We start from the raw sequence: 26510 nt of genomic DNA on the forward strand, positions 1-26510 counted from the left end.
CGAGGTTAAAAAAGTCGCTGGAAAGGATTTTTTTCTTCGGCGGGCTTGTCGCTGAGGGGGCATTCCGGCCTCTGGCCGTAGTCATCGAGGGTGCAGGGTTTGATCTTGCGCTTCTGGGCGAGGGATGTGCGCTGCATATGGAAGGGTTGGTTGGCGGTGCGTTCGACGATGCGCCCCTGTTCGTCGAGGATTTCCACGGACAGGGTATGGCTGCCGCGATCGATGTTGCTCAACGGGAACACCGGGCTCAGGCCGGGCTCGGCGGTGGGTTGGCCATCGAGCAGCAGCCGGTAGCGGTGACCGGGTTGCAGGCCGGGCTCGTTGGTGGCGCTGACGATGACTTCGCCAGCGTTGTCGCGGATGGTCGCGTCTGGCTCCGGTACCAGGATGCGCAGCAGGTCGTAGTGGAATGCCGGTTGCTCTTCGGGCGTTGTTGCTGCGATCAAGGGCGCGGCCGTGATGGGGTGGGCAGCCAATTGATTACTTTTGCTCAGCGGCACCCGCTTGACGTTACCGGGCTTGGGTCGATCGGTGAAAACCCGATTGCCTTGGGGGTCAACGTAAGTAAAGACCTCCGCCGATGCGGGCAGCGCGATGAAGAAGGCGATCAGCAGCCAGGTCTTCATGGCGTGTGCACTCGTTGCACGGTGACGCTTGTGGTGGGGCTTTGCTGCACAACGTTTTCGCCATCTATCACTTGTACGGCGAGGCGGTGTTCGCCGCGATCAATGTTCACCAGTTGCAGAATCGGCACATTGCCTGGCTGGCCGTAGGGCTGGTCGTCCAGCAGCAGGCGCAACAGGTGGGGGGCTTGCAGGCGCGGCTTGATCAGTACCGTCACGGTGAACGTGCCGTTGTTGGCGCGCAGGGCTTCGCGGGTGGGCAGGCCGGTCAGCTCCAGCACTTCATAGGTCTTGTGGGGCTGTTCATTACCAGTGGCTTGAGCAGTGGGTGCGTTTTCGCCTTGAGGCTGGCGTTCGACACTGTTGAGGGGCGGCAAGTCGATCGCTTGGGCGCTGACGCCGTCAGGCGGTTGATTGCTGTAGGCGGTAGCGCCGTTGGCGTCCGTGTACTTGTAGATCTGCGCCGCGGCGGGCAGGGCGATCAGCAGCAGGATGAAGAAAAAAACACGACCCATGGAATCGACCGCAAGCGAAAATGTTGGGTTGCAGCATAGGCCAGGCTTGGTGGTTTCCCCAAGCCGCGAAACATTTGAGATCCCCTGTGGGAGCGGGCTTGCTCGCGAAGGCGCCGGCACATTCAAGATCAATGTGTCAGGCAGATTGCTTTCGCGAGCAAGCCCGCTCCCACATTTGATCTTTGTATGGGCATAAAAAAGGCCTCCCGAAGGAGGCCTCTTTTTGTCACGCCGCGTGTCGCGGCGCTACCGGATCAGCAGCTGTAGTACAGCTCGTATTCCAGTGGGTGTACGAAGGTACGTACCTTGATTTCTTCTTCGCTTTTCAGGGCGATGTAAGCGTCGATGAAGTCGTCGCTGAAAACGCCGCCTTTGGTCAGGAACGCACGACCTTTGTCCAGCTCTTCCAGGGCTTCTTTCAGGCTGCCGCAAACTTGTGGGATCTCTTTCGCCTCTTCAGGCGGCAGGTCGTACAGGTTTTTGTCAGCTGCGTCGCCAGGGTGGATCTTGTTCTGGATGCCGTCCAGGCCAGCCATCAACAGTGCGGCGAAGCACAGGTACGGGTTGGCAGCCGGATCCGGGAAACGTGCTTCGATACGGCGGGCTTTCGGGCTCGACACGTAAGGAATACGGATCGAAGCGGAACGGTTGCGAGCCGAGTAGGCCAGCATCACTGGAGCTTCGAAGCCTGGAACCAGACGCTTGTAGGAGTTGGTGGCCGGGTTGGTGAAGCCGTTCAGGGCCTTACCGTGCTTGATGATGCCGCCGATGAAGTACAGCGCGGTGTCGGACAGGCCGGCATAGCCTTCGCCAGCGAAGGTGTTCTTGCCATCTTTCCAGATGGACATGTGCACGTGCATACCCGAGCCGTTGTCGCCGTACAGAGGCTTAGGCATGAAGGTCGCGGTGCGGCCGTAAGCGTCAGCAACGTTGTGCACGACGTACTTCAGGGTTTGGGTTTCGTCGGCTTTCTTCACCAGAGTGTTGAACTTGACGCCGATTTCGTTCTGGCCGGCAGTTGCCACTTCGTGGTGGTGAACTTCGACGGTCAGGCCCATTTCTTCCAGTGCGTTGCACATGGAGGTACGGATTTCGTGGTCGTGGTCGAACGGTGGAACCGGGAAGTAGCCGCCTTTGACGCCTGGGCGGTGGCCCTTGTTGCCGCCTTCGATGTCCTGGTCGGACATCCACGAACCTTGTTCGGAGTAGATCTTGAACATGGAACCGGAAATGTCGGACTTGAACTTCACTTGGTCAAAGATGAAGAACTCTGGCTCTGGACCGGCGTATACGGTGTCACCGATAGCGGTGGCCTTCAGGTGCTCTTCAGCGCGCTTGGCGATCGCACGTGGGTCGCGGTCGTAGCCTTGCATGCTCGAAGGTTCGATGATGTCGCAGACCAGGATCAGGGTCGGCTCTTCGGTGAACGGGTCCAGAACAGCGGTGGAGTCGTCCGGCATCAGGATCATGTCGGAGGCTTCGATGCCTTTCCAGCCAGCGATGGAGGAACCGTCGAACATTTTGCCGACTTCGAAGAAGTCGTCATCCAGCGCATCGCGAGCCGGCATGGTCACGTGGTGCTGAGTGCCTTTGGTGTCCGTGAAGCGCAGATCAATCCATTTGACGTCATGATCTTTGATGAGTTGAACCGACTTCGACATAGTGTCCTCCGGGTGGCTTCGGGCTAGTAGTGGATGCCCTTAAATGTGGGTGATGCCGGCGCGAATACTCTGCCAAGGCAACCTGCCTCACAAGGGAGCAAATTGCATGCCAGTGCCCCACCATGGGTTTTTTGCCCCAATTTCACGCCTGTCAGGCGGAAAAGCACCTTAAAGCGGAAAAACGCGCCCTACAATGTGGCGTTTATTTCAGTAAGTGACCTGTTTTGGTGCGCGAAAAACCTTCTGCACATTAACTGGTTAAACCTTGAGCAATTTCCGCTATAATCCGCGCCCCCCTTTTTCGGCAGGCCTCGCGCGCGCTGTTTCCATGAAATTAATCGTAAAAGTCTTCCCCGAGATCACCATCAAGAGCCGCCCGGTACGGATGCGTTTCATCCGTCAGTTGGCCAAGAACATCCGTGCCGTGCTCCGCGATCTGGACCCGGCTGTGGTGGTGAACGGCGTGTGGGACAACCTCGAGCTGGAAACCCGCGTCAGCGACCCCAAGGCCCTGAAGGAGATGGGCGAGCGCCTGAGCTGCATGCCGGGCATCGCGCACTTCCTGCAAATCGACGAATACCCGCTGGGCGATTTCGACGACATCGTTGAAAAGTGCAAGCAGCACTACGGTGATGCACTGGCCGGCAAGATCTTTTCAGTGCGTTGCAAGCGCGCCGGCAAGCACCCATTCAGCTCGATCGATATCGAAAAATATGTCGGCAGCCAGTTGCGCCGTCAGTGTGGTGCCGCCGGGATCGACCTGAAAAAGCCTGAAATTGAAGTCCGGATCGAAGTTCGCGACCAACGGTTGTTCGTGATCCACAGCCAGCACAATGGCATCGGCGGCTACCCGCTGGGCGCCCTGGAGCAGACGCTGGTGCTGATGTCCGGTGGTTTCGACTCCACCGTGGCGGCCTACCAGATCATGCGCCGCGGCCTGATGGCGCATTTCTGCTTCTTCAATCTGGGCGGACGTGCCCACGAATTGGGCGTCATGGAAGTCGCGCATTTCATCTGGAAGAAGTACGGCAGCTCCCAACGCGTGCTATTTGTCAGTGTGCCGTTCGAGGAAGTACTGGGCGAAATTCTCGGCAAAGTCGATAACAGTCATATGGGCGTAGTATTGAAGCGTATGATGTTGCGCGCTTCCTCCCAGATTGCCGATCGACTGCACATCGATGCGCTGGTCACCGGTGAGGCGATCTCCCAGGTGTCGAGCCAGACGTTGCCGAACCTGTCGGTGATCGATTGCGTGACCGACAAGCTGGTCCTGCGTCCACTGATCGTCGCGCACAAGCAGGACATCATCGACACGGCCAACGAGATCGGCACCGCCGATTTCGCCCGGCACATGCCGGAGTACTGCGGGGTCATCTCGGTCAATCCGAAGACCGCGGCCAAGCGCCACCGCGTCGAGCACGAAGAGAAAGAATTCGATATGGCGGTACTCGAGCGTGCGCTCGAAAACGCCAAGCTGGTGCCGATCGATCGCGTGATCGACGAATTGGGCCAGGACTTGCAGATTGAAGAAGTCAGCGAAGCGCTGGCCGGTCAGATCGTCATCGACATCCGTCACCCGGATGCCGCTGAAGACGACCCGCTGGACCTTGCTGGCATCGAGGTACAAACGATGCCGTTTTATGCAGTGAACGCTCGTTTCAAGGAACTGGACCCTACTCGCCAGTACCTGCTGTATTGCGACAAAGGCGTGATGAGTCGCCTGCATGCCCACCATTTGCTCAGTGAGGGGCATGCCAATGTGCGCGTTTATCGACCGAGCTAAGTGCCCGGGGCTGTTTGCCTGTGGCCTGCGTCACCGGCCCCCCGATGCCACCGTCAAGCTGTAACGGCTTTCACGGACGCTACTGTTAATCGCTGCCAAGACTTGTCAGCACACCGAATCCTCTGATCGAGATACACAAGTGATCGAAAATCTACGCAACATCGCCATCATTGCCCACGTTGACCATGGTAAGACCACCCTGGTAGACAAACTCCTGCGTCAATCCGGCACCCTGGAGCGCAACGAGCTCAACGACGAGCGCGTGATGGACTCCAACGACCAGGAAAAAGAGCGCGGTATTACCATTCTGGCGAAAAACACCGCCATCAACTGGAACGGCTACCACATCAACATCGTGGACACCCCGGGCCACGCCGACTTCGGCGGCGAAGTTGAACGCGTAATGTCGATGGTCGACTCCGTTCTGCTGCTGGTTGACGCTCAAGACGGCCCTATGCCGCAAACCCGTTTCGTGACCAAGAAGGCTTTCGAAGCCGGCCTGCGTCCGATCGTGTGCATCAACAAGGTTGACCGTCCAGGCGCGCGTCCGGACTGGGTTCTGGACCAGATCTTCGACCTGTTCGACAACCTGGGTGCTACCGAAGAACAGCTGGACTTCAAAGTCGTCTACGCCTCGGCCCTGAACGGTATTGCCGGTCTGGACCACACCGAAATGGCTGAAGACATGACCCCGCTGTACCAGTCGATCGTCGACAACGTACCCGCGCCGGCTGTTGACCGTGAAGGTCCGTTCCAGATGCAGATCTCCGCACTGGACTACAACAGCTTCCTGGGTGTTATCGGTGTTGGCCGTATCGCTCGTGGTCGCGTCAAGCCGAACACCCCGGTTGTCGCTATCGGCGCCGACGGCAAGAAGCGCAACGGTCGTATCCTGAAGCTGATGGGTCACCACGGTCTGCACCGTGTAGACGTTGAAGAAGCTGCAGCAGGCGACATCGTGTGCATCAGCGGTATGGACTCGCTGTTCATCTCCGACACCCTGTGCCACCCGGACACCGTTGAAGCGATGAAGCCGTTGACCGTCGACGAGCCAACCGTTTCCATGACCTTCCAGGTAAACGACTCGCCATTCTGCGGTAAAGAAGGCAAGTTCGTGACGTCCCGTAACATCAAGGAACGTCTGGACAAAGAGCTGCTGTACAACGTTGCACTGCGCGTTGAAGAAGGCGACTCGGCTGACAAGTTCAAGGTTTCCGGCCGTGGTGAGCTGCACCTCTCGGTTCTGATCGAAACCATGCGTCGCGAAGGCTTCGAAATGGCTGTAGGCCGTCCGGAAGTGATCATCCGTCTGGTTGACGGCGTGAAGCACGAACCGTTCGAAAACGTCACCATCGACCTGCCGGAAGAATCCCAGGGCAAGGTGATGGAAGAGATGGGCCTGCGTAAGGGCGACCTGACCAACATGGTGCCGGATGGCAAAGGCCGTGTACGTCTGGAATACAACATCCCTGCTCGTGGTCTGATCGGTTTCCGTAACCAGTTCCTGACCCTGACCAACGGTGCTGGCATCCTGACCTCGATCTTCGACCGTTACGACGTGATGAAGTCCGGCGACATGTCCGGCCGTCAGAACGGCGTTCTGGTTTCGGTTGAAACCGGCAAGGCACTGACCTACTCCCTGGAAACCCTGCAGGCGCGTGGCAAGCTGTTCGTAGAACACGGTCAGGAAATCTACAACGGTCAGATCGTTGGTCTGAACAGCCGTGACAACGACCTGGGCGTTAACCCTACCAAGGGCAAGAAGCTCGACAACATGCGTGCTTCGGGTAAAGACGAAACCATCGCCCTGGTTCCACCTGTTCGCTTCACCCTGGAACAGGCTCTGGAATTCATCCAGGACGATGAATTGTGCGAAGTGACTCCAAAGTCGATTCGCCTGCGTAAGAAAATTCTTGACGAAAGCGAGCGTACCCGCGCTGCCAAGAAAGCCAAGGCATAAGATTTAGCCTGGCTTAACGAAAACGCCCCCGGTCGAAAGGCCGGGGGCGTTTTTGTTTGTCTGGGGTTTGTGCGGTGTTTGTGCTGGCCCCTTCGCGAGCAAGCCCGCTCCCACAGGGGAAACGCATTCCAATGTGGGAGCGGGCTTGCTCGCGAAGAGGGCTGATCAGTCGCCGCAGAAATCAGGAAATATCAGAACCGCTCAATCGCCCGCGAACTCCGCTCGCGCTCCACTTCCTTCGGCTTGTACGCGCAATACCCCGGCCGCGGGCCGATTTTCGGGTGGTTGCGGCAAGTATCCGGGCGCTTTTCATAAATAGTGCACAGACGGCTCTTACGATCCAGGTAGTAGCAATCGTTGTTGCTCATGCGCTGGAGGGTGAAGATTCCTGACTTCTGGTTGAAGCGCTCGACCAAACCTTCCTTTTGCAGGCGCTTGGCGATGTTCTTTGGCGGGTCACCCAGCTCGAATTCATCGACCACGCCGATACGGACCAGATCCTTGATCTTGACCTCGACCGGCAGGGTGCAGCAGCTGGACATGCACGAGCCGCACATCGGGGCAGAGTACTTGGCCCAGGTATCGAGGCGGTCGATCTCTGCGGCAGCGATCAGGTTCGGCTTCATCATCGTTTGTTACCAGCGTGTGCATCAGGGCGCGCGATCATACCGGGACTGGTGGATTTTTGAACAACCTTTCGCCAGTTTTTTTCGCAGACGGTGCAAACAGCCGGAAAATCGGCACGGGCCCTGCATTCATTCAGGCACATGACAACGCAAAGTCGATCCAGCTCGTCTTCAAGGGAAAAACTGCCGAACCAGAGCCTCTACCGCCTGTCAGACCGTCTAGGCTCAGACAACTCCAAGCTCGCTCGAGGTCCTATCGATGACTCAAGAACCACTTGTTCGCGAAGCAGAGGTGGCCGCATTCCGCGACGCCGTCTTGACCAAACTCACTTATGCAGTGGGTAAAGACCCGGATCACGCCTTCGACCATGACTGGTTCGAAGCCATTGCCCTGGCCGCGCGGGACCATATGGTCGAGCACTGGATGGACCATACGCGGCAGATCTACCGTAAAGGCCAGAAGCGCGTTTATTACCTCTCCCTGGAGTTTCTCATCGGTCGCCTGCTGTTCGACAGCCTGAGCAACCTCGGCCTGCTCGACGTGGCGCGCGAAGCCCTGACCGAACTCGGCGTCGACCTTGAGCGCATCCGCTTGCTGGAGCCCGATGCAGCTCTGGGCAACGGCGGTCTCGGGCGCCTGGCGGCGTGTTTCCTGGAAAGCATGTCGACCCTCGGCATCGCCGGTCATGGCTACGGTATTCGTTACGAACACGGGTTGTTCCGCCAGGCGATCGTCGACGGCTGGCAGCAGGAGCAGACCGAGCACTGGCTGGATTTCGGCAATCCCTGGGAGTTTGAGCGGCCGGAGGTGGTGTACCCGATCGGTTTTGGCGGCGGCGTCGAAACCGTGACCGATGAAAACGGCAAGTCCAGGCAGGTCTGGCACCCGGCGGAAACCGTGCGGGCCATTGCCTACGACACGCCAGTGGTCGGCTGGCGCGGGGCGAGCGTCAACACGCTGCGCCTGTGGCGCGCCCGGGCCATGGAAGATCTGCACCTGGAGCGTTTCAACGCCGGCGACCACTTGGGCGCCGTGGCCGAAGTGGCCCGGGCCGAAAGTATCTCCCGGGTGCTGTACCCGGCGGACAGCACCGAGGCCGGCCAGGAGTTGCGCCTGCGCCAGGAGTACTTCTTCGTCGCCGCCTCGTTGCAGGACCTGCTGCGCCGTCATCGCAACATGCACACCTCGGTGCTGACCCTGGGCGATCACGCTTCGATCCAGCTCAACGACACTCACCCCTCGATTGCCGTGGCTGAACTGATGCGGCAACTGGTCGACGTGTATGACGTGGCGTGGGATGCAGCGTGGCAGGTCACCGTCGATACGCTGTCCTACACCAACCACACATTGCTCCCCGAAGCGCTGGAAACCTGGCCGGTCGGCTTGATGGAGCGCATGTTGCCGCGGCACATGCAGATCATTTACCTGATCAACGCCCATCACATCGACTCGCTCCGGGCCAAAGGCATTCACGACTTCGACGTACTGCGCGCGGTGTCGCTGATCGAGGAAGACAACGGTCGCCGAGTGCGCATGGGCAACCTGGCGTTTCTCGGCTCCCACAGCATCAACGGTGTATCCGGGCTGCACACGCAACTGATGCGCCAGACGGTGTTCTCCGAACTGCACAAGCTCTACCCGGATCGCATCAACAACAAAACCAACGGCATCACCTTCCGTCGCTGGCTGTATCAGGCCAACACGGAGCTGACCTCGATGCTGGTCGACACCCTCGGGCCCGAAGTACTGGATAACCCGGAAGAGCGTTTGCTCGCCCTCGAACCGTTCGCCGAGAAAAGTGCATTCCGCAAGGCATTTGCCGAGCAGCGCCTGCACAGCAAGAAAGCCCTGGCGTACCTGATCCATGAGCGGCTGGGCGTGGCGGTCAACCCGGCGGCGATGTTCGATGTGCAGGTCAAGCGCATCCACGAATACAAACGCCAGTTGCTCAACCTGATGCACACCGTGGCGTTGTACCAGGCGATCCGCGCGGAACCTGAAATCGACTGGGTGCCACGGGTGAAAATTTTCGCCGGCAAGGCTGCCGCGAGTTATCACCAGGCCAAACTGATCATCAAGCTGACCAACGACATTGCCCGTGTGGTGAACAACGACCCGACCGTGCGCGGCTTGCTCAAAGTGGTGTTCCTGCCCAACTACAACGTCAGCCTGGCGGAGAGCATCATTCCGGCGGCGGACTTGTCCGAGCAGATCTCCACCGCCGGTTTCGAAGCGTCAGGCACCAGCAACATGAAGTTCGGCCTGAACGGCGCGCTGACCATCGGCACCCTGGACGGGGCCAACGTGGAAATGTGCGATCGCATCGGCGCCGAGCACATGTTCATCTTCGGCCTCAGCGCGCAGCAGGTGGAAGCGCGCAAGCAGAACCATGAGTTCAGCGCGGTACCGGATATTGCCGCGTCCCATCGTCTGAACGATGTGCTGCAAGCGATTCGTGGCGGGGTGTTCTCGCCGGATGATCCGTCCCGTTACACCGGTCTGATCGATTCGCTGGTGGATTACGACCGTTTCCTGGTCTGCGCCGATTTCGATTCCTACTGGAATGCGCAGATGCGCGTCGAGGCCCATTGGCACGACTCGAAGGAGTGGTGGCGTTCAGCGGTGTTGAACACGGCGCGGATGGGTTGGTTCTCGTCGGACCGGACCATTCGCGAGTACGCCACGGAGATCTGGAAGGCGCTGGAGTAGTTTTACGCCTTGGTCGATATACTAAGCGCCACCTCCACCCCCTGTGGGAGCGGGCTTGCTCGCGAAGAGGGCGTGTCAGCCAACATCTTTGTTGCCTGACACTCCGCTTTCGCGAGCAAGCCCGCTCCCACATGGGGGTGGAGGTGCACTGGATTCCGGGTGTCTGGCCACTAGACTGAGGCTTTACACCCGGACTTGCCTCATGATGGGGCCGCTTAGGGATATCAACCATGCAATGGATTTTCATGCTGATCGGGCTGGTGCTCGGCTGGATTCTCGACGAGTCTTTCAGCGATGCGCTGCTGGGCGCGTTACTCGGATTGGGTATCGGCCAGGCGATTCGCATAACGCGCATGGACGCCCGAGCGGTGGAGCAGCAACGCCTGCTGCAAGCGGTCGAGCAACGGCTGGCGGCGCTCGAAGCGTCAGGCGTCAAGGCGCCGGAAACCACCGAACCGCTGGCATCGCCTGAAACCTACCTTGATGAAACACCTGCCGCAGCCCGAGAGTTGGTCTGGGAACTGCCGCCGGAACTCGAACCGATTGCTGCAGCAGCCACCGAAACCAACAGTCCGCAGCCCGCCGATGCCTGGAGGCACGAGCCGAGCGTTCGCGACGCGCAACCGCGTGGCCCGAACCTCATCGACCGCGCGATCAGCCGCGCCCGTGCCTGGTTGTTTGGCGGCAATACCGTGTTGCGGGTCGGCGTGGTGTTGCTGTTCCTCGGCCTGGCCTTTTTGCTGCGCTACGCCACCGAGGGTGTGGTGGTGCCGCTTGAGTTGCGCTACGCAGGCGTTGCGGTGGCAGCCTTGGGGTTGCTCGGATTGGGTTGGTGGTTGCGAGCGCGCAACAGCAGTTACGCGCTGATCCTGCAGGGCACCGGGATCGCCGTGTTGTACCTGACGGTGTTTGCCGCGATGCGCCTGCATCCGCTGCTTGATCCCTCGGCGGCGTTTGGCCTGCTGGTGGCGGTGACGATCTGTTCGGCGATTCTCGCCATTACCCAGGACTCCCTGGGGTTGGCCGCCGCTGCCGCACTGGGCGGATTCGCCGCGCCCATCCTGGCCTCCACCGGCGCCGGCAGCCACGTCGCGCTGTTCAGCTATTTCATCTTGCTCAACGCCGGCATCCTCGCCACTGCCTGGTTCAAGGCCTGGCGGCTGTTGAATGTCATCGGCTTCACTGGCACCTTCGGCATCGGTTTCGCCTGGGGTTTGCGCTCTTACTCACCGGAGTTGCTGTGGAGCACCGAGCCGTTTCTGATTGTGTTCTTCCTGATGTACCTGGTCATTGGTCTGCTGTACGCCCGACGCAAGTTGATGCAAATGAGCGATGCACCGCAACAGAGCAGTCGCGAAGCGCTGCTGCAGTGGTCGGCGCGCAAGGGTGACTACGTCGACGGCACACTGCTGTTCGGCCCGCCGTTGGTGGGTTTCGGCTTGCAGTTCACGCTGGTGCAGCACCTGGAGTTCGCCGCGGCGTTCAGTGCCTTGGCGCTGGGCATGATTTACATGGGGCTCGCCCGTTGGCTGATGGTCGGACGCACCCTGTTGCTGGGGGAAACCTGCCTGGCCTTGGGGGTGATCTTCGCCAGCCTGGCGATTCCGCTGGGGCTCGATGCACGCTGGACAACGGCGGCGTGGGCGGTGGAGGGCGCGGGGATCTTCTGGCTCGGTCTGCGTCAGCAAAGACCCTTGGCGCGGGCCTTTGCCTTGCTCCTGCAACTGGGTTCGGCACTGACGTTTCTCAGCGAGTTGCACAACAGCGAAAGCAGCCTGCTCGGCGGTGTCCCGTTAGGTGCGCTGTTGTTGGGCGTCGCGTTGCTGTTCAGTTTCTACCAGTTGCGTAAAGCCTTGCCGGAACAGATCCGGCCTTGGGAACTGCATGGCTTGCCGGTACTGGCTTGCCTCGGGCTGGCGTTTCTCTATTTGCTGGCGCCGCTGTTCTTCTTCAGCCACGGCACGGTGATCAGTTGGGCCCTGGCCGGGGTGCTGACGTTGTTGATTGGCTTGCACCTGCGATCGCGAACGTTCGTGTTCAGCGCGCTTGCTGTGCAACTGTTGGCTGGCGCGTTGTTCCTGGCGACGGGGCCGCTGTTCAGTGAAAGCCTTAATCCCTTGGCCCATGCCGGGTTCTGGGCGCCGCTGGTGCTGGGGCTGGCGGCGATGGTCGGCGCCTGGCGTTTGCAGATTGGTCATTCGCTCGCAGCACTCGAAGGACTGAGCCTGTTGCGATTGTCCCAGGCGTTGCTGGTGTGGGGCGCAGGCTGGTGGGCGTTGGCCTGGGTCATCGAAGTGGTGCATTTTGCGTCGCTGCCGATGCAGGCGACCTTGTTGTTGGGCATCGCCGCCGTGAGTGCGGCGCTGTGGGCGGTGTTGGCGCTGCGCCTGCAATGGCCGTCACTGGGCGTACTCTGCATGGCGTTGATTCCCGCTGCAGCGCTGGTGCTGCTCGCCGCCTGGCACTCGCGTTATCACCCGGCGGCCAGCTTCGGCTGGCTGGCTTGGATTGCGGTGTTCGTCGTGCATTTCATCGCCCTGCGGCGCTTGGCCCCCCTGTTGCCGGCACCTGTGACGAGCGTCGCCCATGTGCTCGGCTGCTGGCTATTGATGGGGGTACTGGCTCTGGAGCTGCGTTACGCCTTGCTGGTTTTGTCCGAGCAATACAACGCCTGGCGCTGGTTGGGTTGGGCGATCCTGCCAAGTCTGTATCTGGTGCTGATGGCGGCACCTCGCACATGGCCTTGGCCCGTCTCGGCCTATCCACGCGAATACCGTGTATACGCCGCTGCGCCGCTGGCGTTGTTGATGCTCGGCTGGTTCTGGCTGGCGAATGTCGCCAGTGACGGCAACGCCGAGCCACTGCCCTATGTGCCATTGATCAACCCGCTGGAGCTGGGGCTGTTGTTCGCGTTGTTCGGCGTCTATGTCTGGTCGCGCAGCGCCATGCCACAACTGGCAGTCCGCAAGGATTACGCCGCCTTCGCCACGCAAGGGGTCGCAGGTGCCTCGCTGTTCGTGTTCTTTACCGCGCTGGTGATGCGCACGGCGCACCATTGGAGCGGGGTGCCGTTCGAGCTGGATCCGTTGCTGGAATCGATGCGGGTGCAAGCGGGCCTTTCCATCGTCTGGACCTTGATGGCCCTGGGCCTGATGATCGGCGGCCATTTGCGTCGACGCCGCGAAGTCTGGCTGATCGGCGCCGCCTTGATTGGCGTGGTCGTGGCCAAGCTGTTCTTTGTCGAATTGAGTAATCGCGGCGGGCTGGCGCGGATTGTGTCGTTTATTGGCGTTGGCGTGCTGCTGCTGGTGGTGGGCTATTTCGCCCCGCTGCCGCCCAAGCGCGTCGAAGCTGTGCCGGATGCCGGCAAACCGGTCGCGGAATCCGAAGGAGTGTCGTCTTGAGTCAGAAGCTGAACCTGGGTTGGTTGGGCGCCGTTGCCATGGGTGTGGTGCTGTCGGCGGTTGCCCTGGAAAAACCGGCGGACTTCACCACCCGGGTGCCCTTGTCGGTAACGGGCGAAGGCCCTTGGTATCGCCTTGAGTTGCCACTGAGTGTGCAACTGAATGCGCGGCAGGCCGATCTGAGCGATGTGCGTGTGTTCAATGCCGTGGGCGATGTCCAGGCTTATGCCTTGGCCCGGGAGTCGGCGCAGAACAGTGAAACGCGCACCCTGACCGAGGTGAAATGGTTTCCGTTGTACAACTCGGTGGACGCCACTGAAACCGTGCCGAGCGTGCGGGTGCAATCGAGCGCCAACGGCACCTTGGTCGAGGTGCAGCCCTCCAGTCAGCTGGAGGCGGGGGAGGAGGAGCTGCGCGGTTGGCTGCTCGATGCTTCTGCGATCAAGGCGCCGTTGCAGCAGTTGATTCTCGACTGGACCAGCGAGCGCGACGGCTTCCAGCGCTTCACCGTCGAAGCCAGCGACGATTTGCAGCATTGGCAGTCCTGGGGTGAAGGACAGGTGGCGCGCCTGACTTTTTCCGACGAGCGGGTCGAGCAGCATGAAGTCGACCTGCCAGGCCAGTCGGCGCGCTACTTGCGGTTGCTGTGGATCACACCACATTCGGCACCGACACTGACTTCGGCGCAACTGCAGAGCGCCAGCAGCCGCAGCCTGCCGCTACCGTTGGTCTGGTCCCAGGCGTTGGCCGGCGGCAGCGTGAAGGCGGGTGAATACACCTGGCAGTTACCGATGGGGCTGAATGTCGAGCGGGTGCGGGTCGAGTTGAGCCAGCCCAACAGCCTGGCGCCGGTGAGCCTGGCCGGTCGGCGCGACAGCAGCCTGCCATGGCAGTCGTTGGGCAGCGGTTTGCTCTATCGCCTGTCCCAGAACGATCAGGACGTGGTGCAAAACGAATTGCCGCTGTCAGGGCAAATCGTCCAGCAATTGAAACTGACCGTGGACGAACGTGGCGGCGGCCTGGGTGATCAGGTACCGACGCTGAAGTTTGCCGTGCGCGCCACGCAACTGGTGTTCCTGGCGCGCGGGCCGGGGCCCTACACGCTGGTCGTGGGAAATGCGACGGCGAAGGCGGCGAACTTGCCGCTGTCGACGCTGATTCCGGATTACAGCCCGGCGAAACTCGCGACTTTGGGGCGAGCCATGGTGGATGTCGGGGCGGTGGCTATTCAACCGTCGAAAGGCGCCACGTCTGCGCCGATCGACACCAACTGGAAGAAATTCGGCTTGTGGGCGGTGTTGTTGCTCTGCGTGGTGTTCCTGGCGGCGATGGCGTTCAGTTTGCTGCGCAAGCCCCCTGCCAAACCCTGAAGAAGGCTCCCACATTGGACCAACTGTGCACACACCATTTGTGCCACGAAGCAGATCCAGTGTGGGAGCGGGCTTGCTCGCGAATACGGTCTGCCGATCACCGAAGATATCGAAATTTGCCATCCATCCGAGCTCCACGCGCGGCCCATTTCCATCTACGCTCAACCCCGCGCATGAACTCTCTTCGGCCGATCACGTCTGATAGGAGGAAATGCGCCCCGACTCGCGTTAAACTGCGCGGGTTTTTAGCCCCCCATTCCACCGGAGCCTTCCATGTCCCGCGTTACCTTGAGTCGCTATTTGATTGAGCAGACCCGCAGCAACAACACTCCTGCCGATCTGCGCTTCCTGATCGAAGTGGTGGCGCGTGCCTGCAAGGAGATCAACCACGCCGTGTCCAAAGGCGCCCTCGGCGGCGTTCTGGGCAGCATGGGCACTGAAAACGTCCAGGGCGAAGTGCAGAAGAAGCTCGACGTGATCTCCAACGAGATCCTGCTTGAAGCCAACGAATGGGGCGGTCACCTGGCCGGCATGGCGTCCGAAGAAATGGACAACGCCTACCAGATCCCGGGCAAATACCCGAAAGGCGCGTACCTGCTGGTATTCGACCCGCTGGACGGTTCGTCGAACATCGACATCAACGCCCCGGTCGGCACCATCTTCTCGGTACTGCGTTGCCCGAACGAGTACCTGAGCCAGAACGAGCCTTTGAATGAAAAGGCCTTCCTGCAGCCAGGCACCCAGCAAGTGGCCGCCGGTTACGCGATCTACGGTCCACAGACCATGCTGATCCTGACCCTGGGCGACGGCGTGAAGGGCTTCACCCTGGACCGTGAAATGGGCAGCTTCGTCCTGACCCACGAAAACATCACCATTCCTGAAGCCACCCAGGAATTCGCCATCAACGCCTCCAACCAGCGTCACTGGGAAGCCCCGGTACAGCGCTACGTCAGCGAATTGCTGGCAGGCGATGAAGGTCCGCTGAAAAAGAACTACAACATGCGCTGGGTTGCCGCGATGGTCGCCGACGTGCACCGCATCCTGACCCGTGGCGGTCTGTTCATGTACCCACGCGACAGCCGCGAGCCGTCCAAACCGGGCAAACTGCGCCTGATGTACGAAGCCAACCCGATGTCGTTCCTGGTGGAACAGGCGGGCGGCGCGTCCACCGACGGTCACCAGCGCATCCTCGACATTCAACCGGAAGGCCTGCACCAGCGTGTTGCGGTGTTCCTCGGTTCGAAAGAAGAAGTTGCCCGCGTCACGGCTTACCACAAGGAATAAACCATGAACGCGCCCTGGCAGCCGTTGCTTGATTGGTGGTTCGGGAGTTCCGAATCAGCGAGCGAAGTGGCGGCGCAGAAGGGCAAGTTGTGGTTCGGCAAGCGCGACAGCCAGGACCTCGAAGCGCGTGAGCGTTTCGGGGACTGGACCGAGCAGGCACTGGCCGGCGGATTGACCGAGTGGATGCAACGTCCCGAAGGTTGGCTGGCATTGGTGCTGCTGCTCGATCAAATCCCGCGAATGATCTTTCGCGACACTCCCAAAGCCTTTGCAGGCGATCTCCGGGCACAGAAGCTGGTAGCCCAAGGCATTGCCGCGGATTTCGACCGGCAGTTGCAGCCGATCCAGCGGGTGTTCATCTACCTGGTGTTCGAGCACAGCGAGGACCTCGCGGTGCAGAACGAAGGCGTCTCGCGTTACATCGAACTGGTGGCGCAGCAGCTGGAGGTTGATCGTGCGCTGTTTGCTGATTACCTGGACTACGCCGAGAGGCATCAGAAGGTAATCGCGCAGTTTGGGCGGTTTCCCCATCGCAATGCGGTGTTGGGGCGGGAGTCTACGGTTGAGGAACTCGAGTTTCTGTCGAAGCCGGGCTCACGGTTCTGATTTTTCGTTGTTGCTGATGCCGCCATCGCTGGCAAGCCAGCTCCTACAGGGATCTTTGTCGCACTGGAGATCTACTGTAGGAGCTGGCTTGCCAGCGATGGGGCCCGCAAGCGCGCCTCAGATCCTGAAACTACCCACCAACTGCTTCAACCGCGCCGCCTGCTGCTCAAGATCAGCACACGCACGCAAGGTCGACTGCAGGTTCTCCACACCTTCCTGATTCAGCGTGTTGATCTCGGTGATGTCGACGTTGATCGACTCGACCACAGCCGTTTGCTCTTCGGTGGCGGTGGCGACCGACTGGTTCATGCCGTCGATTTCACCGATGCGCTGGGTCACGCTGCCCAGGCGTTCGCCCGCCTGGTTGGCGATGCCGACGCTGGTTTCGCTCTGGCGCTGGCTGTCGGTCATGATGCCCACCGCTGCCCGGGCGCCGACTTGCAGCTCTTCGATCATCGTCTGCACTTGCTGCGCCGAATCCTGGGTGCGGTGAGCGAGGTTGCGCACCTCATCGGCGACCACGGCGAAGCCACGTCCGGCTTCACCGGCGCGGGCGGCTTCAATGGCGGCGTTGAGCGCCAGCAAGTTGGTCTGCTGGGAGATGCTGGTAATCACTTCCAGGATCTGCCCGATGTTGACCGTGTTGCTGTTGAGTGTCTCGATGTTGCCGCACGAGTCGCTGATCTTTGCCGACAACTGCTGCATCGCCGCGATGGTTTTATCCACAACCTGTTGGCCATCTTCGGCCAGGCTGCGGGCATCGCTGGAATGTTGCGAGGCGAGGGCGGCGTTTTGGGCGATTTCCTGGGCGGCGGCACCGAGCTGGTTGATCGCCGCGGCCACGCTGCTGGTTCGCGAGGCTTGCTGGTCGGAGTTGAACATCGACGAGTTCGACGCGGCGACTACACGCAACGCCACTTCGTTGACCTGGCCGGTGGCCGAGGACACTTCGATGATCGAGGTGTGAATGCGCTCGACGAAGCGGTTGAACGACAGCCCCAGCGCGCCGAATTCGTCGTGGCCGTGGATGGTCAGGCGTTTGGTCAGGTCACCTTCGCCTTCGGCGATGTCGTGCATGGCGCGACCCATGGTCAGCAGCGGCTGCATCAGCAGGCTGATCAGCATGCCCAGCAGGGCGATGATGATCACCACGGCAATCACCATGGCGATGATCGCCGAGGTACGGAATTCGCTGAGCATCGAGAACGCGGTGTCCTGGTCGAGCACCAGTGCCACGTACCAGTTCGCCGATGGCACGCCGTTGACATGGGTGAAGGAGATGAACTGGCGCTTGCCGTCGATTTCGACTTCTTTCATGCCCGGGCTGACTTTCGGCGTGTCGCTCGGATAGGCCTCGGCCAGGCTCTTGAGCACCAGCTTGCTGTCCGGGTGAATCAGGATCTTGCCGTCGGCGCTGACGATGAACGCATGGCCGTGGCCGCCGAAGTTCAGCGAATTGATGATCGCGCTGACGCTGGACAGGTCGATGTCGGCGCCGGCCACGCCAATCATCTGGCCCTGATGCTGCACCGGGGTGGCCACGGTGATCACCAGTTTGCCGGACGACGCGGCAATGTACGGTTCGGTGACGATGGTCTGTTGTGCGCCATTGGCCGCCTTGTACCAGCCACGGGTGCGTGGGTCGTAGTCCGCTGCACGGTTGCCTGCCGGGACCGAGAACATCACGCCGTCGGCGCCACCGAAGTAACTCAGCTGGAAATTGCCGGTGTAGGCGGGCAGGTCGATGATCCGTTTCAGGCTGGCGGGCGCATTGCCATCGGCGCTGACCTGTTGGGCCAGCGATTGCAGCAATTGCATGCGGCTTTCCAGCCAGGTCTGAATGTTGCTGGTGGTCAGGCTGCCGAGCTCCTGCATCGAGGCTTCGGTACTGTTGCGCAAGGTTTCGCGCTGGCGATAGTCGTTGAACAGGATGAAACAAGCGAATGCGACGGCCACCACGAGGGCGGCAGCCAGCAAGATCTTGTGGCTGAACTTCATGTTTCTGGTCATGGATGAGCTACGCAGAGGGTCTGGTCAACAAAAGGGGGGGAGCAAATGCCACCGATGTGGCATTGCGTTGCATGTATGTCGACTGATCGGCGCCAAAGATTAGGCGGATTTACCGAAACTCGACGAAATACCCGGTAAACAAGGAAAGTGGAGGATTTTCGGTAAAAGGTAGACGAGTGGCCCGATAAATAGCCTGTCGGGCAGGGAACCTGACAGGGGTTTTCACTTCTAAGCTTCAGCTTGGCAGCCATGCCAACCCCCTACGCCCCCCGGAGTTTCACCATGTCGCTGCGTTCCATCGCCCTGCTTTCGTTCTGCGTGTTGCTGGCTGCCTGCAGCAAGGTCAATCAGGAAAACTACTCGAAGCTCTCGGCTGGCATGGCCAAGGCCGACGTGGAGACCCTGTTGGGCAAACCCGCCGATTGTTCAGGCGCGCTGGGCATGTCCAGCTGCACCTGGGGCGACAAGAACAGCTTTATCAGCGTGCAGTTCGCCGGTGACAAAGTGCTGATGTTTTCCGGCCAAGGCCTGAAGTAAACCGGGGCGATTGCCCACGGGAGAAAAATAATGAAGCGGTTGTTGATCATCCTTTTTGCCGGCCTGGTGTTGGCCGGCTGTGCCACATCTGGCCAGGACACCTTGGCACCCAAGACTGTCAAAAGCGTCAACCTCAAGCGCTACCAGGGCACCTGGTACGAGCTGGCTCGCCTGCCGATGTACTTCCAGCGTGACTGCGCGCAATCCGAAGCTCATTACACGCTCAAGCCCGACGGCAACGTCGCGGTATTGAACCGCTGCCTGACGGCGCAGTGGCAATGGGAAGAGGTCAAGGGCACGGCTTATCCACAGGTGCCCGGCAAGAGCGACAAGCTGTGGGTCGAGTTCGATACCTGGTTCTCCAGGCTGATCCCGGGTACGGCGAAGGGCGAATATTGGGTGCTGTACGTCAGCGATGACTACAAGACCGCCATTGTCGGTGATCCAAGCCGCAAGTACTTGTGGCTGTTGTCGCGCACGCCGACCGTCAATGGTGTGGTGCGTGAAGAGCTGCTGAGCAAGGCGCGTCAGCAGGGTTATGACACCACGCGGCTGATCTGGCGGGCGTCGGAACAGCAGATGGCCAAGACGTCGAACTAACAGTCAGCACCGATCAAATGTGGGAGCGGGCTTGCTCGCGAAAGTGGTGTGTCAGTCAACAAATCCGTCGACTGACACGCCCTCTTCGCGAGCAAGCCCGCTCCCACATTTTGTTTGGTGTCAGCCCAGGAGTTCGCGCAGGACCTGGGTGAAGGCGCGGCTGCTTTCTTCTTCGCCGGCATGCCGTCCATCGCGCACAACCCACTGCCCGTTCACCAGCACATCGCGCACTTGGCGATCGCCACCGGCAAACAGCCAGCGGTTGAGAATGCCGTCGCCACTGGCCGTTGCCAGATACGGGTCGTTGCCGTCGAGCACCAGCCAGTCGGCACGTTTGCCGACTTCCAGTGCGCCAATCGGCTGGCCCAGCGCCTGGGCGCCGCCATCCAGCGCGGCATCGAACAGCGTACGGCCGACCATCGGCTGATCCGCGCCATACAAACGATTACGCCGCTGGTCGCGTAGACGCTGGCCGTATTCCAGCCAACGCAATTCTTCCACCACGCTTAGCGACACATGGCTGTCGGAACCGATACCCATGCGCCCGCCCTGGGCCAGGAAGTCCACCGCCGGGAAAATCCCGTCGCCCAGGTTGGCTTCAGTGGTCAGGCACAGACCGGCGATGGCACGACTCTTGGCCATCGACGTGACTTCTTCCGGGTTGGCGTGGGTCGCGTGGACCAGGCACCAGCGCTGGTCGACGTCGATGTTTTCGTACAGCCATTGCAGCGGACGGCGACCGCTCCAAGTCAGGCAGTCGTCGACTTCCTTCTGCTGTTCGGCGATATGGATGTGCACCGGGCACTGCTTGTCGCTGGCCGCCAACACTTCGCTGATCTGCTGCGGGGTGACCGCGCGCAACGAGTGGAAACACAAGCCGAGCGACTGTGCCTTCTGTTGCGCGAGGATCGGCTGCAAGCGCGATTGCAGCTTGAGGTAGTTTTCGGTGCTGTTGATAAAACGGCGCTGACCGTCGTTCGGCGCCTGGCCACCGAAACCGGAGTGGCTGTACAGCACCGGCAACAGGGTCAGACCGATACCGGCGGAGGTAGCAGCCTGGCTGATACGCAGGGCCAGTTCGGCCGGGTCGGCATAAGGTTGGCCGCCAGTGTCATGGTGCACGTAGTGAAATTCCGCCACCGAGGTGTAACCGGCCTTGAGCATTTCGATGTACAGCTGACGAGCGATGACGCCGAGTTGCTCCGGGCTGATTTTTCCGACAAGGCGATACATCAGGTCGCGCCAGGTCCAGAAACTGTCGTTCGGATTGCCCGCCACTTCCGCCAGCCCGGCCATGGCCCGCTGGAAGGCGTGTGAGTGCAGGTTCGGCATGCCAGGCAGCAGCGGACCGCTTAACCGCTCGGCGCCATCTGCATGGGAATCGGCCTGGATATGGGTCAATACGCCGTCGGCGCTGACCTCAAGACGTACATTGTTGGCCCATCCACTAGGCAGCAGCGCGCGTTCGGCAAAGAAGGCGGACATGGTTAAGCACCCCATCGTGTGTTATTTGTATATACATATACAGACGTTTGCCTGCCCGGTAAACTCCGGCAAGCTAGCGACATCAATCAAATGACCAAGGATTAACCGTGCCGACTCCGCCTCCAGTTTCTCCGTTGGCCGCGAACATGGGCGACAGTCCGGCGCCCTTGTACGCCCGCGTCAAACAAATGATCACCCAGCAAATCGACAGCGGAAACTGGCCGCCGCACTACCGCGTTCCGTCGGAAAGCGAGCTGGTCAGCCAGCTGGGCTTCAGTCGCATGACCATCAACCGCGCCCTGCGCGAGATGACTGCCGACGGTCTGTTGGTGCGCATGCAAGGCGTCGGTACGTTCGTCGCCGAGCCGAAAAGCCAGTCCGCCCTGTTCGAAGTGCACAACATCGCCGACGAAATCGCCTCTCGCGGTCATCGCCACACCTGCAAGGTCATCACCCTTGAAGAAGAGGCCGCCGGCTCCGAGCGTGCCCTGGCCCTGGACATGCGCGAAGGGCAGAGGGTGTTTCACTCGCTGATCGTGCATTTCGAAAACGATATTCCGGTGCAAATCGAAGACCGTTTCGTCAATGCGCTGGTGGCGCCGGACTACCTCAAGCAGGACTTCACCCTGCAAACGCCCTACGCCTACCTGAACCAGGTCGCGCCGTTGACCGAGGGCGAGCACGTGGTCGAGGCGATCCTGGCGGAGTCGTCCGAATGCAAATTGCTACAGATTGAAAAAGGCGAGCCGTGCCTGCTGATCCGTCGCCGCACCTGGTCCGGTCGTCAGCCGGTGACTGCTGCTCGTTTGATTCACCCCGGTTCCCGTCATCGTCTGGAAGGTCGGTTTCATAAGTAGAGAGCCATAAATGAGTAACGCAAAGGTTTTACGCGCCAAAGATTACCCACGCATGCCGTGGAAAAACGGCGGCGGCAGCACCGAAGAAATCACTCGTGATGCCGGCACCGGCCTGGATGGCTTTGGCTGGCGCCTGTCGATTGCCGATATCGGTGAGTCGGGCGGGTTTTCTACCTTCGCCGGTTACGAGCGAGTGATCACCGTTTTGCAGGGCGAGGGCATGACCCTGACGGTGGATGGCCAGGACACACGGCCACTGTTACCGCTGGACCCGTTTGCCTTCAGCGGTGAAAGCAAGGTCTCCTGTACATTGCTCGGTGGTCCGATTCGCGATTTCAACCTGATCTACGCGCCGCAGCGTTATAGCGCGCGGTTGCAGTGGTTGTCGGGCGAGCAGCGGTTCTTCAGTTCGGCGGGCACGGTGTTGGTGTTCAGCATGAGTGAGCAGGCTGAGGTGTCGGTCGATAACAACGCCCAGCAATTGGGCCGTCATGATTGCCTGCAATTGGAGGCTGATGCCGGATTGCTGGACGTCGCCATCAAAGGGCTGTGCTGCGTGATCGAACTGACGTCGCGCGACTGATCCCGGTCATTCCCGTTCGAGGGTAAAACCTCGAACGGTCGCCTCCAGCTCACTCGACATCTGTTTCAGTGCCTGGATGGTTTTCACCGCCTCCTGCTGCGCCGCGACATTTTCCTCGACCCGCTGCGCCACGTTCTCCACATTGCGCGCCACGTCTTCGCTGGCTTCACGCTGTTCCTGCAAGGCATTGGAGATCTGGCTGACTGCATTGAGTGACGCGTTGAGCGCGGTCTTGACGTCATTCATCGACGCACCGGCGCTGTCGATCAACTGCTGGCCCTGAAGCACGCGCTCGCGGCCAGTGCTCATGCTGCTGTTGGCTTTTCGCATGCCGCTTTGAATGGTGCTCACCAGCACCACAATCTCAGCGGTAGAGCGGGTCGTGCGGGTTGCCAGCTCCCGCACTTCGTCAGCCACCACGGCAAACCCGCGCCCTTGATCGCCGGCCCGCGCCGCCTCGATGGTGGCATTGAGTGCGAGCAGATTGGTCTGTTCGGCAATGCTGTGGATCATGCCGACAATTTTCCCGATGGCGTTGGAGTGCAGGGTCAATTGGTCGATTTCATCTGACGTCTGGGTCACCAGCTGGGCGATCTGCTGCATCTCGATGATAGAGCGCGCCATGGTGGCAATTCCGCAAGCGGTGATCTGTTCGGCCTTTTGTGTGGTGTCGTGTGCCTGCGCGGCGTTCTCGGCAATGTGCGTGATGTTGGCTGACATCTGTTCCGCAGCGGCGGCAATGGAAGAGGCCGCGCCATTTTGCTCGGCAGCCTGTTTCAGGCCTTGTTCAGACGAGATGCTCAGGTTCAGGGTCGAGGACTCGATATGCTGCGAGGCCTCGCGCACCTTGCCGATCATGCTGGCCAGGCTGCGTCGCATGGCCTCGACCGATTGCATGACACCCGTTGACGTCGTGTTAACTATCACTGGATCGCCGAGCCTGCCTTGGGCAATCCTGGTGCTGATACTGGCCAGCTCGTGAGGCTCGGCGCCCAGGTATCGCGCCAGCCTGGCGCTGAACAGCAGGGCATAAAGACTGCCAAACAACAGTGCCAGGGCCAGGACCACGGCCATCTGCCTCAAATTGACCACATAGAGTGCCTGGCTATGCTCGAACTGTCGGCGTGCCTCTTTAAGTTGGACATCGGTCAGTTGCGAAAACAGTGAAGTCAGCGGGTCAATCAAGGGGTACAGCTGGTGGACGGCGAAATGCTCCAGGCTCTGACTGGCGGCTTTGTTGCGGTTCAAGACCGCCTGCAAACGCTGAAGCGGTACTTCGGTCGCCTGCATCAGTGGTGTGATTTCGTTGATCAGTCGCACCTCTTCATCAACCAGGCGGGTCGACAGGTAGGTGCGCCAAAGCGGTTGGATTTCAAGCATCGCTTGCCGTATCTGTTGCGCCGCGTCGACGCTACTGAGGATGCCGTCGCGGGCCTTGTGGATAGCGTCGACGATCTGGACTGAATACAGCTCGGAGATTTTCTTCAGGTCCTGTTGCGGGATGACCCGGTCCAGGTAAACCGTCTCCAGTCCCTGCACCGTAGTGCGCATACCGTACAGGCCGAGTGCGCCGATGCCGGTCAGGCTGCCCAGCAGGATGCCGGCCAGCAGCAGGAGGTGGGTTTTGACTTTCCACTGTTTCATTGCGCGTTTCCTCACAGGAGTGACTTCAGGGGGCTTGCTCGTGAAGTCGGCGAGGATTGATAGAGGTGGAGTCGGATGTTTCTGATGATGTTGTAGGGTGTTTCTGGAATGCGCTCAATTGGGCACCAGGTGTTACCGAACGCCCCAGCGTGGCGCAAAACCGCGCTCAAGTAACAAAACCCATCGCTACAAAAAATCCTCCTGAAAAATTTCATCTTCGCCAGAACCCTTATTCCAGGCGCTCTCCAGCCGTTTCAGGATTTTTCTTGAATGCTCATCCAACAAGTTGGCCGCTTGATTGCATATGCTTGTATGTACAAGTAAAGACGTATGCGTATGAGTCGCGAGGACTCAACCATCGTCCACTGATTCGCCGGTGTGCACTGATGCCCATTGGCTTGCTCGCCCACTGCCTGGGTTGGTTTTGGATTGATTGCTGAGGAGTTCTTTTCGTGACTAAATTTCGTGACGTTGAAATCCGCGCTGCCCGCGGTAACAAGCTGACCGCCAAGAGCTGGCTGACCGAAGCGCCGCTGCGCATGCTGATGAACAACCTCGACCCTGAAGTCGCCGAGAACCCTAAAGAACTGGTGGTCTACGGTGGTATCGGTCGCGCTGCACGTAACTGGGAATGCTACGACAAGATCGTCGAAAGCCTGACCAACCTGAACGACGACGAGACCCTGCTGGTGCAATCCGGCAAGCCGGTCGGCGTGTTCAAGACCCACAGCAACGCCCCGCGCGTACTGATCGCCAACTCCAACCTGGTTCCGCACTGGGCGAGCTGGGAGCACTTCAACGAGCTCGACGCCAAAGGCCTGGCCATGTACGGCCAGATGACCGCCGGCAGCTGGATCTACATCGGCAGCCAGGGCATCGTCCAGGGCACCTACGAAACCTTCGTTGAAGCCGGTCGCCAGCACTACAACGACAACCTGACAGGCAAGTGGGTACTGACCGCTGGCCTGGGCGGCATGGGCGGCGCACAGCCTCTGGCTGCAACCCTGGCCGGTGCTTGCTCGCTGAACATCGAATGCCAACAAGTCAGCATCGATTTCCGTCTGAAAAGCCGCTATGTCGACGAACAGGCTACTGACCTCGACGACGCGCTGGCCCGCATCGCCAAATACACCGCCGAAGGCAAGGCGATCTCCATCGCCCTGCTGGGCAACGCGGCAGAAATCCTGCCGGAACTGGTCAAGCGCGGCGTACGCCCGGACATGGTCACCGACCAGACCAGCGCCCACGATCCGCTCAACGGCTACCTGCCGGCCGGCTGGACCTGGGACCAGTACCGCGAACGCGCCAAGACTGAACCGGCCGCTGTGATCAAAGCCGCCAAGCAATCGATGGCCGTGCACGTCAAAGCAATGCTCGACTTCCAGAAAATGGGCGTACCGACCTTCGACTACGGCAACAACATCCGTCAGATGGCACAAGAAGAAGGCGTGGAAAACGCATTCGACTTCCCTGGCTTCGTACCGGCCTACATCCGTCCGCTGTTCTGCCGCGGTATCGGTCCGTTCCGTTGGGCTGCACTGTCGGGCAACGCTGAAGACATCTACAAGACCGACGCCAAGGTAAAAGAGCTGATCCCGGACGACGCTCACCTGCACAACTGGCTGGACATGGCTCGCGAGCGCATCAGCTTCCAGGGTCTGCCGGCACGTATCTGCTGGGTCGGCCTGGGCCTGCGCGCCAAGCTGGGCCTGGCGTTCAACGAAATGGTGCGCAGCGGCGAACTGTCCGCGCCAATCGTGATCGGTCGCGACCACCTGGACTCCGGTTCGGTATCGAGCCCGAACCGCGAAACCGAATCGATGCAGGACGGTTCCGACGCTGTTTCCGACTGGCCACTGCTCAACGCTCTGCTCAACACCGCGAGCGGCGCGACCTGGGTTTCCCTGCACCACGGCGGCGGCGTCGGCATGGGCTTCTCCCAGCACTCGGGCATGGTGATTGTCTGCGACGGTACTGACGAAGCGGCCGAGCGTATCGCTCGCGTGCTGCACAACGACCCGGCGACCGGCGTCATGCGTCACGCCGATGCCGGTTACCAGATCGCCATCGACTGCGCCAAGGAACAAGGGCTGAACCTGCCGATGATTACCGGCAAATAACGCAGAACCCTGTAGGAGCCGGCTTGCTGGCGATGGCGGTTCGCCTGACACACCATGGTGTCTGAATCGCCAGCAAGCCGGCTCCTACAAAGAGTTTGTCCAACCCAGAATAACAATCCATAGAGGTTGAAC

At 60.3% G+C, this 26510-nt stretch carries 19 protein-coding genes and 1 pseudogene; 12 read left to right on the forward strand and 8 right to left on the reverse strand.

Features of this window, described 5'->3' with window-relative positions; genetic code table 11:
- Positions 1–5: 5 nt before the first annotated feature.
- From QMK54_RS01575 to glnA, 3 genes are all read right to left on the reverse strand, one after another.
- Entirely contained in the window at positions 6–626 is a 621-nt protein-coding gene (locus tag QMK54_RS01575) for a DUF4124 domain-containing protein (RefSeq protein WP_320401938.1), read from the reverse strand.
- Complete coding sequence (locus QMK54_RS01580; RefSeq protein ID WP_320401939.1) at positions 623–1138, reverse strand: DUF4124 domain-containing protein; 516 nt, start codon at positions 1136–1138, stop codon at positions 623–625. Before QMK54_RS01580 ends, QMK54_RS01575 begins: the two co-directional genes overlap by 4 nt.
- A 254-nt stretch (positions 1139–1392) precedes the next feature.
- Positions 1393–2799 carry a type I glutamate--ammonia ligase gene (glnA, locus tag QMK54_RS01585; RefSeq protein ID WP_008002929.1) on the reverse strand — a complete coding sequence of 469 codons (1407 nt, stop codon included), beginning with the start codon at positions 2797–2799 and terminating at the stop codon, positions 1393–1395.
- 328 nt (positions 2800–3127) lie between these two features.
- On the opposite strand from glnA, the gene thiI reads away from it, so the two are divergent.
- The gene (gene thiI, locus QMK54_RS01590; protein ID WP_056725781.1) at positions 3128–4582 is read left to right on the forward strand and encodes a tRNA uracil 4-sulfurtransferase ThiI; all 1455 of its coding nucleotides are present in this window, start codon (positions 3128–3130) and stop codon (positions 4580–4582) included.
- Positions 4583–4721: 139 nt separating this feature from the next.
- Complete coding sequence (gene typA, locus QMK54_RS01595) at positions 4722–6542, forward strand: translational GTPase TypA (protein ID WP_007989225.1); 1821 nt, start codon at positions 4722–4724, stop codon at positions 6540–6542.
- Positions 6543–6733: 191 nt separating this feature from the next.
- Here the strand turns inward: typA and QMK54_RS01600 are convergent, their stop codons facing one another.
- Complete coding sequence (locus QMK54_RS01600; protein WP_095942315.1) at positions 6734–7171, reverse strand: YkgJ family cysteine cluster protein; 438 nt, start codon at positions 7169–7171, stop codon at positions 6734–6736.
- A 256-nt stretch (positions 7172–7427) separates the two neighbouring features.
- On the opposite strand from QMK54_RS01600, the gene QMK54_RS01605 reads away from it, so the two are divergent.
- The 5 genes from QMK54_RS01605 (at position 7428) to QMK54_RS01625 (ending at position 16542) form a co-directional block, all read left to right on the forward strand.
- Positions 7428–9878, forward strand: a complete 2451-nt coding sequence (locus QMK54_RS01605) for a glycogen/starch/alpha-glucan phosphorylase (protein WP_110660760.1) — start codon at positions 7428–7430, stop codon at positions 9876–9878.
- 230 nt (positions 9879–10108) lie between these two features.
- Complete coding sequence (locus tag QMK54_RS01610; protein ID WP_320401940.1) at positions 10109–13282, forward strand: DUF2339 domain-containing protein; 3174 nt, start codon at positions 10109–10111, stop codon at positions 13280–13282.
- Entirely contained in the window at positions 13279–14652 is a 1374-nt protein-coding gene (locus QMK54_RS01615; protein ID WP_110658368.1) for a DUF3999 domain-containing protein, read from the forward strand. The genes QMK54_RS01610 and QMK54_RS01615 overlap by 4 nt, the downstream gene beginning before the upstream one ends.
- Before the next feature lie 273 nt (positions 14653–14925).
- Entirely contained in the window at positions 14926–15936 is a 1011-nt protein-coding gene (locus QMK54_RS01620; RefSeq protein WP_007975526.1) for a class 1 fructose-bisphosphatase, read from the forward strand.
- A gap of 3 nt (positions 15937–15939) precedes the next feature.
- The gene (locus QMK54_RS01625; RefSeq protein ID WP_320401941.1) at positions 15940–16542 is read left to right on the forward strand and encodes a DUF924 family protein; all 603 of its coding nucleotides are present in this window, start codon (positions 15940–15942) and stop codon (positions 16540–16542) included.
- Positions 16543–16659: 117 nt separating this feature from the next.
- On the opposite strand, the gene QMK54_RS31115 is transcribed toward QMK54_RS01625, so the two are convergent.
- Positions 16660–17424: a methyl-accepting chemotaxis protein gene (locus QMK54_RS31115; RefSeq protein WP_411740841.1), complete on the reverse strand. Its 765-nt coding sequence runs from the start codon at positions 17422–17424 to the stop codon at positions 16660–16662.
- A gap of 93 nt (positions 17425–17517) precedes the next feature.
- Positions 17518–18552 (reverse strand): annotated as a pseudogene (locus QMK54_RS31120) (cache domain-containing protein); the annotation flags it as partial.
- A 282-nt stretch (positions 18553–18834) separates the two neighbouring features.
- Between QMK54_RS31120 and QMK54_RS01635 the strand changes: the two are divergent.
- Positions 18835–19089: a hypothetical protein gene (locus QMK54_RS01635; protein WP_007975531.1), complete on the forward strand. Its 255-nt coding sequence runs from the start codon at positions 18835–18837 to the stop codon at positions 19087–19089.
- Positions 19090–19119: 30 nt separating this feature from the next.
- Positions 19120–19689: a lipocalin family protein gene (locus QMK54_RS01640; protein ID WP_110658365.1), complete on the forward strand. Its 570-nt coding sequence runs from the start codon at positions 19120–19122 to the stop codon at positions 19687–19689.
- A gap of 120 nt (positions 19690–19809) precedes the next feature.
- On the opposite strand, the gene QMK54_RS01645 is transcribed toward QMK54_RS01640, so the two are convergent.
- Entirely contained in the window at positions 19810–21174 is a 1365-nt protein-coding gene (locus QMK54_RS01645; protein WP_320401942.1) for a formimidoylglutamate deiminase, read from the reverse strand.
- A 146-nt stretch (positions 21175–21320) separates the two neighbouring features.
- On the opposite strand from QMK54_RS01645, the gene hutC reads away from it, so the two are divergent.
- Positions 21321–22031 (forward strand): histidine utilization repressor, encoded by a 711-nt coding sequence (gene hutC, locus QMK54_RS01650; RefSeq protein WP_181432004.1) that lies wholly within the window; start codon positions 21321–21323, stop codon positions 22029–22031.
- Positions 22032–22041: 10 nt separating this feature from the next.
- Positions 22042–22614: a HutD family protein gene (locus tag QMK54_RS01655; protein ID WP_223590496.1), complete on the forward strand. Its 573-nt coding sequence runs from the start codon at positions 22042–22044 to the stop codon at positions 22612–22614.
- A gap of 6 nt (positions 22615–22620) precedes the next feature.
- Here the strand turns inward: QMK54_RS01655 and QMK54_RS01660 are convergent, their stop codons facing one another.
- The gene (locus QMK54_RS01660; RefSeq protein ID WP_110658361.1) at positions 22621–24258 is read right to left on the reverse strand and encodes a methyl-accepting chemotaxis protein; all 1638 of its coding nucleotides are present in this window, start codon (positions 24256–24258) and stop codon (positions 22621–22623) included.
- Positions 24259–24710: 452 nt separating this feature from the next.
- On the opposite strand from QMK54_RS01660, the gene hutU reads away from it, so the two are divergent.
- Positions 24711–26378, forward strand: coding sequence for a urocanate hydratase (hutU, locus tag QMK54_RS01665; protein ID WP_110658360.1), 1668 nt, complete (start codon positions 24711–24713; stop codon positions 26376–26378).
- Positions 26379–26510: the final 132 nt, after the last annotated feature.

This window comes from Pseudomonas sp. P5_109 (assembly GCF_034009455.1).
GTDB lineage: Bacteria > Pseudomonadota > Gammaproteobacteria > Pseudomonadales > Pseudomonadaceae > Aquipseudomonas.

Bases quoted from the DNA above. Each gene is read 5' to 3' on its own strand.
- QMK54_RS01575 (WP_320401938.1), bottom strand. From the start codon at position 626: ATGAAGACCTGGCTGCTGATCGCCTTCTTCATCGCGCTGCCCGCATCG.
- QMK54_RS01610 (WP_320401940.1), top strand. From the start codon at position 10,109: ATGCAATGGATTTTCATGCTGATCGGGCTGGTGCTCGGCTGGATTCTC.
- QMK54_RS01660 (WP_110658361.1), bottom strand. From the start codon at position 24,258: ATGAAACAGTGGAAAGTCAAAACCCACCTCCTGCTGCTGGCCGGCATC.
- QMK54_RS01625 (WP_320401941.1), top strand. From the start codon at position 15,940: ATGAACGCGCCCTGGCAGCCGTTGCTTGATTGGTGGTTCGGGAGTTCC.
- QMK54_RS31115 (WP_411740841.1), bottom strand. From the start codon at position 17,424: ATGTTCAACTCCGACCAGCAAGCCTCGCGAACCAGCAGCGTGGCCGCG.
- glnA (WP_008002929.1), bottom strand. From the start codon at position 2,799: ATGTCGAAGTCGGTTCAACTCATCAAAGATCATGACGTCAAATGGATT.
- thiI (WP_056725781.1), top strand. From the start codon at position 3,128: ATGAAATTAATCGTAAAAGTCTTCCCCGAGATCACCATCAAGAGCCGC.
- QMK54_RS01645 (WP_320401942.1), bottom strand. From the start codon at position 21,174: ATGTCCGCCTTCTTTGCCGAACGCGCGCTGCTGCCTAGTGGATGGGCC.
- QMK54_RS01635 (WP_007975531.1), top strand. From the start codon at position 18,835: ATGTCGCTGCGTTCCATCGCCCTGCTTTCGTTCTGCGTGTTGCTGGCT.
- QMK54_RS01655 (WP_223590496.1), top strand. From the start codon at position 22,042: ATGAGTAACGCAAAGGTTTTACGCGCCAAAGATTACCCACGCATGCCG.
- QMK54_RS01580 (WP_320401939.1), bottom strand. From the start codon at position 1,138: ATGGGTCGTGTTTTTTTCTTCATCCTGCTGCTGATCGCCCTGCCCGCC.
- hutC (WP_181432004.1), top strand. From the start codon at position 21,321: ATGGGCGACAGTCCGGCGCCCTTGTACGCCCGCGTCAAACAAATGATC.
- QMK54_RS01605 (WP_110660760.1), top strand. From the start codon at position 7,428: ATGACTCAAGAACCACTTGTTCGCGAAGCAGAGGTGGCCGCATTCCGC.
- QMK54_RS01640 (WP_110658365.1), top strand. From the start codon at position 19,120: ATGAAGCGGTTGTTGATCATCCTTTTTGCCGGCCTGGTGTTGGCCGGC.
- QMK54_RS01620 (WP_007975526.1), top strand. From the start codon at position 14,926: ATGTCCCGCGTTACCTTGAGTCGCTATTTGATTGAGCAGACCCGCAGC.
- QMK54_RS01600 (WP_095942315.1), bottom strand. From the start codon at position 7,171: ATGATGAAGCCGAACCTGATCGCTGCCGCAGAGATCGACCGCCTCGAT.